The sequence below is a fragment of the Streptomyces kanamyceticus genome, assembly GCF_008704495.1.
In the GTDB taxonomy this organism is placed as follows: Bacteria; Actinomycetota; Actinomycetes; order Streptomycetales; family Streptomycetaceae; genus Streptomyces; species Streptomyces kanamyceticus.
On sequence record NZ_CP023699.1, the window covers coordinates 1,848,996 to 1,863,304 of the forward strand.

16 protein-coding genes are annotated in these 14,309 nt (G+C 72.8%); 10 read left to right on the top strand and 6 right to left on the bottom strand.

The window, feature by feature from the left end:
- Positions 1 to 38 precede the first annotated feature (38 nt).
- Genes CP970_RS07170 through CP970_RS07180 form a run of 3 tightly spaced genes read right to left on the bottom strand, consistent with a single transcriptional unit; the run spans position 39 to position 2,705 of the window.
- A complete protein-coding gene (locus tag CP970_RS07170) occupies positions 39 to 1,064 on the bottom strand; it encodes a methyltransferase (RefSeq protein ID WP_055544262.1) in 1,026 nt (341 codons plus the stop codon).
- Positions 1,061 to 2,353: an NAD(P)/FAD-dependent oxidoreductase gene (locus CP970_RS07175; protein ID WP_063806000.1), complete on the bottom strand. Its 1,293-nt coding sequence runs from the start codon at positions 2,351 to 2,353 to the stop codon at positions 1,061 to 1,063. Before CP970_RS07175 ends, CP970_RS07170 begins: the two co-directional genes overlap by 4 nt.
- Positions 2,346 to 2,705 carry an antibiotic biosynthesis monooxygenase family protein gene (locus CP970_RS07180; protein ID WP_055544263.1) on the bottom strand — a complete coding sequence of 120 codons (360 nt, stop codon included), beginning with the start codon at positions 2,703 to 2,705 and terminating at the stop codon, positions 2,346 to 2,348. Before CP970_RS07180 ends, CP970_RS07175 begins: the two co-directional genes overlap by 8 nt.
- Before the next feature lie 135 nt (positions 2,706 to 2,840).
- On the opposite strand from CP970_RS07180, the gene CP970_RS07185 reads away from it, so the two are divergent.
- From CP970_RS07185 to CP970_RS07220, 8 genes are read left to right on the top strand one after another with little or no spacing between them, the layout of a single operon-like run.
- Positions 2,841 to 3,869 (top strand): methyltransferase, encoded by a 1,029-nt coding sequence (locus CP970_RS07185; RefSeq protein ID WP_055544264.1) that lies wholly within the window; start codon positions 2,841 to 2,843, stop codon positions 3,867 to 3,869.
- Positions 3,866 to 4,186 carry an antibiotic biosynthesis monooxygenase family protein gene (locus CP970_RS07190; RefSeq protein ID WP_055544265.1) on the top strand — a complete coding sequence of 107 codons (321 nt, stop codon included), beginning with the start codon at positions 3,866 to 3,868 and terminating at the stop codon, positions 4,184 to 4,186. Before CP970_RS07185 ends, CP970_RS07190 begins: the two co-directional genes overlap by 4 nt.
- Positions 4,187 to 4,213: 27 nt before the next feature.
- Positions 4,214 to 4,609, top strand: a complete 396-nt coding sequence (locus CP970_RS07195; protein ID WP_055544266.1) for a cupin domain-containing protein — start codon at positions 4,214 to 4,216, stop codon at positions 4,607 to 4,609.
- A complete protein-coding gene (locus CP970_RS07200; protein WP_055544267.1) occupies positions 4,606 to 5,868 on the top strand; it encodes a beta-ketoacyl-[acyl-carrier-protein] synthase family protein in 1,263 nt (420 codons plus the stop codon). Before CP970_RS07195 ends, CP970_RS07200 begins: the two co-directional genes overlap by 4 nt.
- On the top strand, positions 5,865 to 7,112 hold the full coding sequence (locus CP970_RS07205) for a beta-ketoacyl synthase N-terminal-like domain-containing protein (protein WP_055544268.1): 1,248 nt from the start codon (positions 5,865 to 5,867) through the stop codon (positions 7,110 to 7,112). The genes CP970_RS07200 and CP970_RS07205 overlap by 4 nt, the downstream gene beginning before the upstream one ends.
- A complete protein-coding gene (locus CP970_RS07210; protein WP_055544269.1) occupies positions 7,109 to 7,399 on the top strand; it encodes an acyl carrier protein in 291 nt (96 codons plus the stop codon). Before CP970_RS07205 ends, CP970_RS07210 begins: the two co-directional genes overlap by 4 nt.
- Positions 7,400 to 7,401: 2 nt before the next feature.
- Complete coding sequence (locus CP970_RS07215; RefSeq protein ID WP_055544270.1) at positions 7,402 to 7,863, top strand: SRPBCC family protein; 462 nt, start codon at positions 7,402 to 7,404, stop codon at positions 7,861 to 7,863.
- Positions 7,860 to 8,342 carry an acetyl-CoA carboxylase biotin carboxyl carrier protein gene (locus CP970_RS07220; RefSeq protein WP_055544271.1) on the top strand — a complete coding sequence of 161 codons (483 nt, stop codon included), beginning with the start codon at positions 7,860 to 7,862 and terminating at the stop codon, positions 8,340 to 8,342. Before CP970_RS07215 ends, CP970_RS07220 begins: the two co-directional genes overlap by 4 nt.
- A gap of 4 nt (positions 8,343 to 8,346) precedes the next feature.
- On the opposite strand, the gene CP970_RS07225 is transcribed toward CP970_RS07220, so the two are convergent.
- On the bottom strand, positions 8,347 to 9,009 hold the full coding sequence (locus tag CP970_RS07225) for a response regulator (protein WP_055544272.1): 663 nt from the start codon (positions 9,007 to 9,009) through the stop codon (positions 8,347 to 8,349).
- A gap of 7 nt (positions 9,010 to 9,016) precedes the next feature.
- Complete coding sequence (locus CP970_RS07230) at positions 9,017 to 10,108, bottom strand: sensor histidine kinase (protein ID WP_169801191.1); 1,092 nt, start codon at positions 10,106 to 10,108, stop codon at positions 9,017 to 9,019.
- Between the two features lie 509 nt (positions 10,109 to 10,617).
- On the opposite strand from CP970_RS07230, the gene accD reads away from it, so the two are divergent.
- Entirely contained in the window at positions 10,618 to 12,426 is a 1,809-nt protein-coding gene (gene accD, locus CP970_RS07235; protein WP_079043195.1) for an acetyl-CoA carboxylase, carboxyltransferase subunit beta, read from the top strand.
- Positions 12,408 to 13,769 carry an acetyl-CoA carboxylase biotin carboxylase subunit gene (locus CP970_RS07240; protein ID WP_055544275.1) on the top strand — a complete coding sequence of 454 codons (1,362 nt, stop codon included), beginning with the start codon at positions 12,408 to 12,410 and terminating at the stop codon, positions 13,767 to 13,769. The genes accD and CP970_RS07240 overlap by 19 nt, the downstream gene beginning before the upstream one ends.
- A gap of 21 nt (positions 13,770 to 13,790) precedes the next feature.
- Here the strand turns inward: CP970_RS07240 and CP970_RS07245 are convergent, their stop codons facing one another.
- Positions 13,791 to 14,240 carry a MarR family winged helix-turn-helix transcriptional regulator gene (locus CP970_RS07245; RefSeq protein WP_055544276.1) on the bottom strand — a complete coding sequence of 150 codons (450 nt, stop codon included), beginning with the start codon at positions 14,238 to 14,240 and terminating at the stop codon, positions 13,791 to 13,793.
- Between the last annotated feature and the right edge of the window lie 69 nt (positions 14,241 to 14,309).

The window sequence follows — 14,309 nt, forward strand, 5'->3', positions numbered from 1 at the left end:
GTCGCCGGTGCCCGCGGCGCGGACGTCGCCGCGCTTGTTCACTCCTGGGTGAAGGGGGCGGCTTCGACGAGGTGGAGCCGGGGCGCGGCGACGGTGCCGACGTGCTGCGCGCCGGTGAGGGCGAACCGTGCGTCGCCGAGCAGCGACGCGTACTCGGCGAGGGTGCGTTCCCGGCCGCCGATGAGCATCATCACCAGGTCCGAGTAGTCGTCCGTCGCGGCCGCGGGGCCTTCCGGGACGACGTCCTCCAGGAGCAGCAGGCGGGCGTCGGGCGCCACCGCGCAGCGCACCGTGCGCAGCAGCGTTCGGACCGTGTCGTCGTCCCAGTTGTGCAGGCAGCGGGCGACGCAGTAGACGTCGCCGCCCGTGGGCACCTCGGCGAAGAAGCTGCCGCCGACCAGGTCGCACCGGTCGGTGAGGCCCGCCGCGCGCATCCGCTCGCGTGCGGCGCCGAGTATCCGGGGACGGTCGAGGAGCGTTGCGGTGAGCCGCGGGTGTTTGCGCAGCGCCAGTTCGACGAGGGTGCCGTCGCCGCCGCCGAGGTCGACCAGGTGCTCCGCGCCGTCCAGGGCCATCCGGTCCAGCGCGGTGTCGAAGAAGGCGGCGGCGCTGCGGCCGAGGGACCTGGTGAACTCGCGGTCGTCGTCGGGATGGCTGTCGAGGTACGCGAAGTACGGCATTCCGTAGATCTTCTCGGCGGCGGGCTTACCCGTCCGAAGGGTGTGCTCCAGCTCCCGGAACAGCGGCAGCACGCGCTCCACCCCGATCGAGAGGAAGGCCCGCAGCGGTCCCGGCGCGTCGGTGCGCAGCAGCCGCGCCGCCTCGTTCAGCGCGAAGTGCCCGCGCGGTCCCTCGGTGAAGAAGTCGAGGCCCGCGAGGGCGCCCAGGGTCCTGCCGAGCGCGTCGGCGTCGGCGCCGAGTTTGGCCGCGAACTCCTCGACGGGGCGCGGCTCGTCGTCCAGGACGTCGGGGACGCCGAGCCGTGCCACGGCGTTGAGCGCGTGGATCAGCCAGCTGCCGGTGGAGACCCGCAGCAGGAGTGCGCTCTGCTCCTGCGGCGTCACCGGCCCCGCTCCACGGTCAGCGGCGGCGCGGGGACGCGGTCGCGCAGCTCCTCCTCGATCTCCCACCGGTCCTCGGGCGGGCTGTCGAAGAAGTCGCCGCCGTCGGCGAGGCCGGACACCAGGGTCACGAAGTCGACTCCGGCGGGCAGTTCTTCGCCCCGGTCGAGGATGCTCTTGGCGTCCTCGTAGTACTCGCCGCGGTTCTTGCGCTGGTCGTAGAAGGCGCGGACGAAATCGAGGATGCCGGTGAGGAAGCGCCGGTAGCCCTCCTCGTAGCGCCGTCCCGTCTCGTGCGCGGTGGCGGGGGTGTCGAGCATCGTCCCCGCCGCGGTGGCCGCGGTGGTGCCGCCGCGCAGGGCGAGGGTGACGCCGGTGGAGAGCAGCGGGTCGACGAAGCAGGCGGCGTCGCCGACGGCGAGCCAGCCGGGTCCGTGGAAGCGCTCCAGGTGGTACGACCAGTCCTTGATGGTGCGGAAGCCGCTGACGCGCGTCGCGGGCTCCATCATCTTGGCGACCTCGCGGGACTCGGCGGTCTGCTCGGCCCAGAGCTTCTCCGCGGTCAGGCCCGACTCCGCGAGCGTGGCGGTCGGGGTGACGTAGCCGATGCTGGTGGTGCCGTCGCCGAGCGGGATGAACCAGAGCCAGCCGCCCGGCCGGTACTCGATCAGGACGTTGCCGCTCTCCTGCCCCTCGTACCTCCGGCAGCCCTGGTAGTACGCCCAGACGGCGATGTTGCGCAGGTCCTCGTGCCACCGGATGAGGTCGAAGTGGCGTCCGAGCCAACGCTGTTGGCCCGACGCGTCGATCACTAAATCGGCGTGCGCCTCGACCGGGTCGCCGCCGCGCGGCTGGTAGCGCACGCCGGTCACGCGCTCGCCGTCGACGAGCGGTTCCTTGACGGTGGCGTCCTCCACGACGTGGGCGCCGAGCTCCCTGGCGCGGGTGAGCAGGAGCGCGTCGAAGTCGGCGCGGCGCACCTGGTAGGCGTACGGGTAGGGGCCGCCCTCGGCGAAGGCGAAGGTCCACTTCGGCAGGTCGCGGCCCCACACCAGGGTGGCGCCGTACTTCCTCACGAGCCCCATGTTCTCCAGGCGTTCGCGCAGACCGAGCCGGTCCAGGGTGGGCCACACGCCGGGGATGAGGGACTCGCCGATGTGGTAGCGGGGGAACTTCTCGCGTTCCAGGACGAGGACGCCGCGGCCCTCGGTGGCGAGCAGTGCGGCGGTGGAGGCACCGGCCGGGCCGCCGCCGACCACCACCACGTCGTAGCGACGCTGGGGGTCACTCATCACCTGTTCCTTCCTTCGCTCCCTCGGCCTCTTCGGTGACGTGCGTGTAGACGACGTCGTACGCGCCCTGCTTGCCCTGGGTCAGTTCGCCGATCGGCATGAAGTGCGGGGCGGACGCGGGGTCCCGCACCATCGCCTCGAAGTCCTCGCGTCGGCGCCACTGCGTGTAGTCGACGACCTGGTAGCCGTCGACGCTGCGGTGCACGTTGCCGGAGACGTAGCCGGGCCGGTGCCGGATCAGCTCCTCGTGCGCCTTGACGATCAGGTCGACCAGCTTCTGCTGGTCCCGCGGCTTGGTCGGGAACAGGTTGATGAACGTGGCGAATTCGTTGTCAGCGGAGATCTCGGCCATGTGGAGCTGCCCTCACTCTCTCGGTTGCCTCTTGCGCGGTTGCCTCTTGCGCGGCTTGAGTCATTATGTAGAGTCGTTGATTGAGTAAGTCAATGGATTGGTCCCTGAATTGCTTCACCGGAGGAGCACCTCACCATGACGTCAACTCCCTTACGCCCCACGCCCGAAGCCGCAACGAAGCTGCGCGAGCTGGGCATGAGCCTCGGCTTCGCGGGCGCCCTGCGGGCCGCCGTCGAGCTCGGCGTCCCGGACGCCCTCGACGAGGAACCGCGCACCGCGGCCGAGATCGCCCCCCAAGTCGGCGCGCACGCACCGACGTTGGAGCGCCTGCTGCGCGCGCTCGGTCCGCACGGCGTCTTCGATGAGCGGGCCGGGCGCCGCTTCGCGCACACCGACCTCTCCCGGCTCCTGCGCGAAGACGCCCCGGGCGGCATGCGGTTCATCGTGCTGTGGGCCACCGCGCCCTGGACCTGGCAGGCCTGGCCGCTGCTCGCCGACGCGGTGCGCACCGGCGAGCGGGTCTTCGACACCCTCTTCGGCAAGCAGTTCTTCGCGCACCTCGCCGAGGACGACCCGGCGGCCGCCGAGACCTTCGACCGGGCGATGACCCAGTCGAGCCGCATCACGTCGGCGCCGGTCGCCGACGCCCTCGACCTCACGGGGGTGGACTCCGTCGTGGACATCGGCGGCGGCCAGGGCCACCTCGTACACACCCTCCTGGAGCGCCACGAGGGCCTGCGCGGCACGCTGTTCGACCTGCCGGGCGTGGTCGCGGGCGCGCTGCCCGGGTTGCGCGAGGGCCCGCTGGCCGAGCGCTGCGAGATCGTCGGCGGCGACTGCCGCGAGTCCGTGCCCAAGGGCAGGGACCTCTACCTGTGCAAGAACGTCCTGGAGTGGGACGACGAGAGCTCGCTCGCCGCGCTGCGCGCCATGGCGGCGGCGGGGCGGCCCGGATCGCGCGTCGCACTGGTGCAGAACCTCGTCGAGGACAGCACGGAGCTCAAGGTCACCACCGCCATGGACCTCTTCCTGCTGCTCAACGTCGGCGGCAAGAAGCACACCGCGGCGGGCCTCGCCGACCTCTTCGCCGAGGCGGGTCTCACCTATCACGGCTACCGCCCGGTGCCGGGCACCAGCCTGCACGTGGTGGAGGGCACCGTATGAGCGAGGAGGAGCCGCGCCTTCGCGTGCTCTTCCTCGTCCGCGTGGAGAGCGGCGGCGCCGACCGGTTCGTCACGGCGTACGAGCGGATACGCCATCAAGTCGCCCAGGCGGAAGGGCACTTGGGAGACGAGCTCTGTCAGTCCCTCGCCGACCCCGACGAATGGCTCATCACCAGCGAGTGGGCCTCGGCCGCGCACTACCGCGCCTGGGCCGAGAGCCCCGGCCAGCCGGACCTCGCCGCTCCCATCACGGCGGCATCGGCCGGTTACGTCCACAAACCCTTCGCGGTGCGGCTGCGCACGGCAGCACCGCTCTGATCCGACCCAACGGGGACAAGGAGAACCATGACCACGCACACCGTGCGCGTCGTCGACGCACGCGATGCCGTGCCCAATACCCGGCGCGGCGGCGAACTGCGCACCCTGCTCACGCCGCCGACGGTGGGGGCCACGTCCGGCTTCATGGGCGTCGCCCGCATCACGCCGGGCGACTGGATCGCCGAGCACTACCACCCGTATTCCGAGGAGTTCCTCTACGTCGTGCAGGGCGATGTCATCGTCGAACTCGACGACGTGCCGCACCGGTTGGGACCCGACCAGGCCCTGATGGTGCCCATCGGCATGCGCCACCGGGTCCGCAACGCGGGCAACGTCGACGTACGCATCGTCTTCCACCTCGGCCCGCTCGCGCCCCGGCCCGACCTCGGGCACGTGGACACCGAACAGCGGGACGGGACATGACCCGGCAGGTCGCCGTCACGGGGGTGGGCGTCGTGGCGCCCGGCGCGATCGGCTCGGACGCCTTCGTCGAACTCCTCGGCTCCGGGCGCACCGCCACCCGCGCCATCACGCTCTTCGATCCGACGGGCTTCCGCTCGCGAATGGCGGCCGAGTGCGACTTCGACCCGGCCGAGCACGGCCTGAGCGCGCACGAGGCCCAACGCATGGACCGCTACGTACAGTTCGCCGCGGTCGCGGCGCGCGAGGCGCTCGACGCGGCCGGTCTCGACATGGCCGCCGAGGATCCCTGGCGCACCGGCGTCTCGCTGGGCAGCGCGGTCGGCGGCACCACCCTCCTGGAGTCGGACTACATCCGCGCCTCCGCCCGCGGCAGCAGCTGGGAGGTCGACCACGAACGCACCTCGCCCGCCCTGCACCGCGTCTTCTCGCCCGCCCCGCTGGCCGGTGAGATCGCCGAACTCAGCGGCGCCCAGGGCGTGGTGCACACCGTCTCCACGGGCTGCACATCGGGGCTCGACGCGGTCGGCTACGCCTTCCAGGCCATCGCGGAGGGCCGCGCCGACGTCATGATCACCGGCGCTTCGGAGTCACCCGTCTCCCCCATCACCGTCTCCTGCTTCGACGCGATCAGGGCCACCTCCGAGCGCAACGACGCGCCGGAAAGCGCCTCGCGCCCCTTCGACAGGGACCGGGACGGCTTCGTGCTCGGCGAGGGCGCCGCCGTCCTCGTCCTGGAGGAGCTGGAGCACGCGCGGCGGCGCGGCGCCGAAGTCCACTGCCTGGTCGGCGGCTTCGCGACCCGCAGCAACGCGTACCACATGACGGGTCTGACCAGGGAGGGCATCGAGCTGGCCGAATCCATCGAGCGCGCGATGCGGCAGGCGGACCGGGGGCCCGACGCGATCGACTACATCAACGCGCACGGCTCGGGCACCAAGCAGAACGACCGGCACGAGACGGCCTCCTTCAAGCTCGCCCTCGGCGGGCGCGCCCGCGAGGTGCCGATCAGCTCCATCAAGTCGATGGTCGGGCACTCGCTCGGCGCGATCGGCGCGATCGAACTGGCCGCCTGCGTCCTGGCGATGGACGAATCCCTCGTCCCGCCGACCGCGAACCTGGAGAACGCCGACCCCGAATGCGACCTGGACTACGTGCCGGTGACGGCACGTCAGGCACGCCTGGACACCGTGCTGTCCGTCGGCAGCGGGTTCGGCGGCTTCCAGTCGGCCGTCGTCCTGGACCGGAGGGGGCTGAGGTGACACGCCGCACGGTCATCACGGGGGTCGGCGCCATCGCGCCCACCGGGATCGGCATCGACCTGGTGTGGAAGGCGGCGCGGGAAGGGCTGTGCGCCATCGCCCCGCTCACCCGCTACGACCCGCGGGGCACGCCGCTCGCGCTCGCGGGAGAGATCAGGGGGTTCGAGCCCCTGGAACACCTGGAGGGCCGGATCGTCGCGCAGACCGACCGGTTCACCCATCTCGCGCTCGCCGCATCCGACATGGCGCTGCGCGACGCGTGTCTGTCGCCCGCGGAACTCCCGCCGTACTCCTTCGGGGTGGTCACGGCGAGCTGCGCCGGTGGCGTCGAGTTCGGCCAGCAGGAGATCCAGCGACTCTGGAGCAAGGGGCCCCGGCACGTGGGCCCCTACCAGTCCATCGCCTGGTTCTACGCCGCGAGCACCGGCCAGATCTCGCTGCGGCACGGCCTCAAGGGGCCGAGCGGCGTCCTGGTCACCGACGAGGCGGGCGGCCTCGACGCGGTGGCGTACGCCCGCAGGGAGATCGACAGAGGGGCCGCGGCGATGCTCGCGGGCGGCGCGGAGGCGCCGCTGTCCCCGTTCTCCATGGCCTGCCAGTTCGGCCACGGACTGCTCAGCGCGGAGCGCCGTGCCGGGCGCGGCTATCTGCCGTTCACCGAGCGGGCCCGGGGGTTCGTGCCCGCCGAGGGCGGCGCGATGGTCGTCGTGGAGGAGGCGCGGGCGGCGGCTGCGCGCGGCGCGGAGCCGCAGGCCGAGGTCCTCGGGCACGGCACGACGTTCACCGGGGCGCGCCGCTTCGACCGGTCGGCCGAAGGGCTCGCGGCCGCGGCCCGGATCGCGCTGGCCGAGGCGGACGTCGCCCCGCACGAGGTCGACGTGGTCTTCGCCGACGCGCTCGGCGTGCCCGAGGCGGACGCCGCCGAAGTGGCGGCGCTGCGGGCCGTGTTCGGCGCGCGGCTGCGCTCGGTGCCGGTGACGGCGCCCAAGTCCGGTACGGGACGCGCCTATTCGGGTGCCGCGGCGCTCGATGTGGCGCTCGCCGTGCGCGGCCTGCGGCACGGCGTGATCCCGCCGACGCCCCGGGTCGGCGCCACCGACCCGGCCCTGCACGACCTGAACCTCGTCACCGGGCGGGCGCGCACCGTGCCGGTGCGCACCGCGCTGCTCCTCGCGCGCGGCCTCACGGGCAACAACTCCGCGCTGGTACTGCGCCGTTCACCTTCCGAAGGAGAGACCTCATGACCACAGGAACACCCCTCACGTACGAGACGCTCGCCATGCTGGTCGAGGAGTGCGCCGGAGTGGCGCTGCGCCCGGCCGACCTCGCGGAACCCGGCGCCGTGTTCAAGGACCTCGGCGTCGACTCGCTCGGCACCCTGGGCATCGTCTCCGAGCTGGAGAACCGCCTCGGCGTACAGCTCGGCAAGGAAGCGGAGGAGGCGGCGGCCCCCGGCGAGCTGCTCGCCGTCGTCAACCGCCGCCTCACCGAGGAAGCGGGCGCACCGACCGGCACGCCGAAGGGAGCCTGACCGTGCCCGAGCTCACCGAGAACGAGATCGTCATCCACGCGCCGCTCGACGTCGTGTGGCAGCGCACCAACGAACTGGAGCGCTGGACCGACCTCTTCAGCGAGTACAAGGAGGTCGAGGTCCTCGAACGCGAGGGCGACCGCGTCCTGTTCCGCCTCACGCTGCACCCCGACGACGACGGCAAGGAGTGGAGCTGGGTCTCCGAACGCGTCATGGACCGCGCCCGCGGCACCGTGCGGGCGCACCGCGTGGAGACGGGGCCCTTCGCGTTCATGCGCATCCACTGGACGTACGAGGAGGTGGCGGACGGCACCCTGATGCGCTGGCGGCAGGAGTTCGCCATGAAGCCCGAGGCCCCGGTCGGCGACGCCTGGATGCGGGACAACATCAACCGCAACAGCAAGGTGCAGATGGCCCTCATCCGGGACCGCATCGAGGCCGACACCCCGCGCGCGACCGCATGAGCGACACCAGCGCCGACACCGACGCCGAGGCCGGCACGGGCCAGGACCTGGACGAGCTGTGCCGCGGTGCCGAGCGCCTGGTCAGGCTCGCGGGGCCGGGGCTCAGCCGCCTCCAGGTCACCTCGGGCGGCACCGCGGTGGTCGTGGAGTGGAACGGACCGCCGACGGCGGGACGGCCGCCCGCGGCCGCGGGGGGCGGCGGCGCGGACGAGGGCGAGCCGCACGAGGAGGAGGACACCCGCACCCGGGTGCTCTCCCCCTGCGTCGGCACCTTCTACCACCGCCCGCAGCCGGACGCCCCGCCCTTCGTTACGCCGGGGGACGCCGTCACCCCCGGCCAGCAGATCGGCGTCGTCGAGGCGATGAAACTGATGACACCGGTGGCGGCCCCGACGGCGGGCCTGGTCGCCGAACTCCTCGTACCGGACGGGGAACCGGTCGAGTTCGGGCAGCCGCTGATCGCCATCGAACCCGCCTGAGGCCTCAGCCGCGGTCACCGCCCTGACCGGTGATCAGCGACGCCGCGATCGCCTTGTTCACGGCGTCGATCCGCGAGGTGGCGCCCAACTTGGCGAAGATGTTGCGCAGATGGTGCTTCACGGTGCCCTCGGCCACCGCGAGCTGGCGTGCCGTCTGGCCGTTGGTCATGCCCTGGGCGACCAGGGTCATGACCTCGCGCTCGCGGGCGGAGAGCAGCCCCGGCTCGGAGGGAGCCGGGGCGTGCACCTGCGTCATGCTCGCCCGGGAGACCGACAGGACGACCCGTTCGTCGTCGGCGACCACGGCCCGTACCGCCGCGACGAGGTCCTGCCGCGAAACGGTCTTGAGCAGATAGCCGCGCGCCCCGCCCCTGAGCAGTTCCTGCACGATGCGCGGCTCGTCGTACACGCTCACCATGATCACTCGCACCGCGGGGACCACGTCGAGGATGCGCCGCAGCGTCCCCGCGGCGTCGCGGTCCGGCAGCCCGACGTCGAGCAGCACCACGTCGGGGGACTTGGCCGCGATCACCTCGACCGCCCTGGCGCCGTCCCCCGCCTCGCCGACGACCAGGAACTCCGGTTCCGCGTTGAGCATTTCGCTCAGTCCGTCGCGCACCAGGGTGTGGTCGTCGACGATCACGATGCGGGTCACCACGGTCTGCATCCGCGCCTCATCCGCTCTTCGTGGGAAGCAGGAACTCGACGAAGACGCCCCTGCCCGTATGACTGGAGATGGCGACCGAGCCGCCGAGGCGCTCGATGCGCTCGCGCATCGAGGCGAGCCCCACGCCGCCGGGGCGCCTGGCCACCTCGAAGCCGACCCCGTCGTCCTCGACCACCGCCCGCGTCTCGTGCGGCGCGATGTCGACGCGCACGGTGACCGTGCTCGCCATGGAGTGCGCGAAGGCGTTGCGCAGGGCCTCGCGCAGCGCCTGGAAGAGCTCGTCCATGGTGTCGTCGGAGAGCCAGCACTCGTGCCCGGTGACGACGATGTCGAAGGCGGCGCCCGGCGCGCACAGCGCCTGCGCGCAGTGCCGCAGCGCGTTCTCCAGGCCCTCGATGCGGGCGTGCACCCGCAGCTCGGACGCGAGCTGCCTGACCTCTTCGAGCGCGGTGCGCAGCGAGTTCTCCGCCTCCACCAGTTTGGCGTCCGCCGAGGGGGCGTCCAACGCCTGGTACAGGCGCACCAGTTCGACGTTCTGCTTGGCCACGCTCACCGCGTACCCGACCCGGTCGTGCAGGTCACGGGAGATGCGGCGGCGGTTCTCCAGGAAGCTCTGGGCCGTCTCGTGGAGCATCTGCCTGGTCTTGGTCTCCAGGGCGGCCTGGAACCGCCACATGATGCTGTGGTGCAGACTGACGGCCGCGTCCACGGTGCACCGCGAGGTGTCCGGGTGGTGCGTCATGGACGCCGCGACCGCCTCCACGACCACGTCGAAGAGCAGCATCACGGCGGTGCGCGGATCCTCCAGGCGCCAGTCGGCCTGGTAGGGGAAGGAGACGGTGCCGTCGCCCGTGCCGCGTTCGGCGTCGACCGAGCGCATCCGCTCCAGGGGACGGCGGCTGCCGAGCGCCTGCAGCGAGTCCTCGATCACGGCCCGGGCCTGAAGGGTGCAGAAGTTCAGCACGCGCGGGTCGTCGACCCCCACGCCCGAGGCGAGCAGGCGCTGTTCGTAGTGGTGGAGCACGGACTCGAGACGGGCCCCCAGGGCCTCGGCGATCTCGGGTCCGCGGCTTAAATGATCAGTGGCAGCCTCGTTCACGGCAGCCTCCCCCGTTTCGGTCGCGCGGTCTCGCGGGAGGGCCGGGCGTGCGGTGCGCGCGCCGCGGTCTCCCGCCGGCCGGGCGGAGTCGGGCCCGCGGGCAGGCCACGGCGTGCACCGGTCACGGTCCCCCGTACTGGTCAAGTGCACGATCATGGTCGGTCAGCACTGCCCCTCCGCCTTCGGCCCGCGGCAGGCAGGTAAGTGTCACCCGAGGGTCCCGCCACGCTACGAGTGACGGTACTCCGGTCATCCCGCAGGCCGTCAATGTCGCAATATGCCGATTCGGACAGCCGACTGGTCCACTGGGACAGGCGGTGTCCCCCGTCCGACCCGCGTCGGCTCTGCCGAAGGAGGGATGTCCCCTCCCCCGGGTGCCATAGGCCGCCCTGCCACCCCCAGCCGTACGGATCTGTCCTTGGGCCGGATGCGTTGAGCGGCCCCACCTGCCGCGATTAGGGTCGGTGGGGCCGACCCATCACGCAGGCTTCGTGCACAGGGGGTACACGATGACCGTGAGCAGCGCCCGACCACACCATGCCGCCGCATCCGACCCGGCCGTGGAGGACACCGACTCCGACTGGGCCGTGTGCGACGCCTGCCGCGGGGTGGTCTACCGCACGCGGCTGCGGCGCGCCCTTCGGGTCTGCCCGGACTGCGGCCACCACCACAGGCTGAGCGCTCCCGAGCGGCTGAGCACGCTCCTGGACCCGGGCTCCGTACGGCAGTTGGACTTCCCCGTCGCCGCGCGGGACCCGCTGGACTTCACCGACACCCAGCCGTACGCCGAGCGCCTCGCCCGCGCCCGCGCCGCCACCGGTCTCGACGAGGCGGTGCTCTGCGCGCGGGGCAGCCTGGCCGGGCGGCCCGTGGTCGTGGCGGTCATGGACTTCCGGTTCCTCGGCGGCAGTCTCGGCAGCGCGGTCGGCGAACTCGTCACGCGCGCGGCCGAGGAGGCGCTGCGCACCCGCACGCCGTTCCTCGTCGTCACCGCGTCGGGCGGGGCCCGGATGCAGGAGGGCGCCCACTCGCTCATGCAGATGGCCAAGACCGGCTCCGCGTTCGCGCGGCTGCGGGCGGCCGGGGTGTTCACCGTCTCGCTGATCACCGACCCGACGTACGGCGGTGTCGCCGCGTCCTTCGCCACGCTCGCCGACGTGATCGTCGCCGAGTCCGGCACCCGGCTCGGCTTCGCGGGGCCGCGCGTGATCGAGCAGACGATCCGCCAGCGGCTGCCCGACGGCTTCCAGACCGCCGAGTTCCTGCTCCAGCACGGCCTGGTGGACGGAGTGTACCGGCGCGGCGCGCTGCGCCCCGCGCTCGCGCGGCTGCTCGCGGCCGCCGACCGCCCGGCCGGGCGGGGGCCCGCGCGCGAGCCCCTCTCCGACCCCGCGCGCGAACCAGCGCCCGACCCCGCGCCGAACGAGCCGCCCGAGTACGTCGTGAACGAGCCGCCCGAGTACGTCGTGACCGATCCCGCGCTCCTCCCCGACCGCGCCCCGTGGCCGGTGGTCAAGGGCTCGCGCGCGCTGGAGCGCCCCACCGTCCTGGACTACGCGGGCCGCGTCCTCGACGGCTTCGAGGAGCTGCGCGGGGACCGCGCCTCCGGCGACTGCGCCGCCATGGTCGGCGGCATCGGCACCCTGGACGGCGTGCCCGTGATGCTCATCGGCCACCAGAAGGGGCACACCCACGCCGAACTGGCCGCCCGCAACTACGCGATGGCGTCCCCGGCCGGTTACCGCAAGGCGGGGCGCCTGATGTGTCTCGCCGCCCGCCTCGGCCTGCCCGTGGTGACCCTCATCGACACGCCGGGCGCCCACCCGGGCATCGAGGCGGAGGAGAAGGGACAGGCCTTCGCGATCGCCGAGAGCCTCTGCCTGATGAGCACCCTGCCCGTCCCGGTGGTCGCCGTCGTCATCGGCGAGGGCGGCAGCGGCGGCGCGCTCGGGCTCGCCGTCGCCGACCACGTGCTGATCTGCGAGAACGCCACGTACTCGGTGATCAGTCCGGAGGGCTGCGCCGCGATCCTGTGGCAGGACCCCGCGGCCGCGCCCCGGGCCGCCGACGAACTCGGCCTGGTGCCCGAGCGGTTGCTGCGGCACGGCATCGTGGACGGCGTGCTGCGCGAGCCGGACGGCGGCGCGCACACCGACCCGGGCCTGGCCGCCGAGCGGCTGCGCGGCGCGCTCCGGTGGGCCCTGCGGGACTGCCTCGCGCTCTCCCCCGCCGAGCTCGTCGCCCGGCGCACCCGGCGCTACCGGGACATGGACGGCTCGGTGCGGCACGGGGAGGCGCTGTGTTCCGCAAGGTACTGATCGCCAACCGGGGCGAGATCGCGCTGCGCGTCGCGCGCACCTGCCGGGAGCTGGGCATCGCGGTGGTCGCCGTGCACTCCACGGAGGACACCGGGAGCGCCGTCGTACGCATGGCCGACGAGTCCGTGTGCATCGGCCCGGCGCCCGCCAGGCACAGCTACCTGCGGATGAACAACATCGTCGAGGCCGCGCTGCGCACCGGCGCCGACGCGGTCCACCCCGGCTACGGACTCCTCTCCGAGGACCGGGACTTCGCGGAGGTCTGCGCGAAGAACGGCCTCGCCTTCGTGGGCCCGCCCGCGGCCGTCATCGAGCGGCTCGGCGACAAGCCCGCGGGCCGCGCCCTGATGGGCCGCGTCGGCGTGCCGCTGCCGCCCGGCAGCGAGCGGCCCCCGCACGACGAGGCGGACGCTCTCGCGCTCGCCACCGCCGTCGGCTACCCCGTGCTCGTCAAGGCCGCGGCGGGCGGCGGCGGGCGCGGCATCCGTACGGCGCAGGACGCCGCGGGACTGCGCGACGCGTTCCGCGAGGCCCGCGCCGAGGCCCAGCAGCTCTTCGGCGACGGCCGGGTCTATCTGGAGCGCCTGGTGCGCCCCGCCCGCCACGTCGAGGTGCAGGTGCTCTGCGACCGGCACGGCGGCGCCGTCCACCTCGGCGTCCGGGACTGCACCGTGCAACGCCGCCGCCAGAAGCTGATCGAGGAGTCGCCCGCGCCGACGCTGGCGCCGGACGTCGCCCGGGAGATGGCGGAGGCCGCCGTGCGCGGCGCCCGGGAGGCGGGATACGAGGGCGCGGGCACCTTCGAGTTCGTCGTGGACGACCAGGACCGCTTCCACTTCATCGAGGTCAACTGCCGCATCCAGGTGGAACATCCGGTCACCGAGATGGTCACCGGCATCGATCTGGTCGCCGAGCAGCTGCGGGTGGCGGCCGGGCTGCCCCTTTCCGTACGTCAGGAGGACGTGCTGCCGCGCGGTGTGGCAGTGGAGTGCCGGGTCAACGCCGAGGACCCCGACCGGGGGTTCGCGCCCACGCCGGGCGTCCTCGACGTGTACGAGCCGCCGGGCGGCCCCTTCGTCCGGGTCGACGGCTACGGCTTCGCGGGCGCGCGCGTCTCGGGCGCGTACGACCCGCTGCTCGCCAAGGTGATCACGTGGGGCCCCGACCGGGAGGCCGCCCTGGCCCGCATGGAGCGGGCGCTGGGCGAATTCCGGATCGAGGGCCGCGGGATGCGTACGACGCGTCCGTTCCTGCTCCGGGTCCTGGCGGATCCGTGCTTCAGGTCGGGGAGCCACCGCGCTACGTACGCGGACGAGCTCGTGGCGGAGGCGGACCATGCCTAGGCCGCGCCGGGAACGACCGCGTCAGCGCCCCGCGGGCACCTGCGCCGACACCTTCTCCAGGAGCGCGCCGAGCCGCGTCTTCTCCTCTTCCGTGAGCGCTTCGAGGGCGGGCGCCGTGTCCATCGTGCGCGCCACCTTCGTGTGCATGCGACGGCCCGCCGCGGTCAGGGTGAGCATCTTGACCCTGCGGTCGTCCGGATCCACCTGCCGCTTCATGAGCTTGCGCTCTTCGAGGCGGTCCACGAGACCCGTGACATAGGAGGCATCGCAACGCAGCTTCACAGCGAGTTTCCGCACGGTGGGCGCCGTGACGACGTGGTAGAGCGCCCTCGCCTGGGGCACGGTGATGCCCAAGTCGGAGGCGGTGCGCACCAGTTGGTCCTGGTGGGCCTGCGCGAAGTCCAACAGGCTGCCGAGCAGCGCGCTCTCCGCCGCCTTGCCGGCCGCGGGCGGCGCCGTGATCGTGGTCATGTTCGCTCACCTCTGCTGTGACGTGCTTCGAGACCGCCGGTGGGGAAAACGGCGGACTTGGTCAATCAT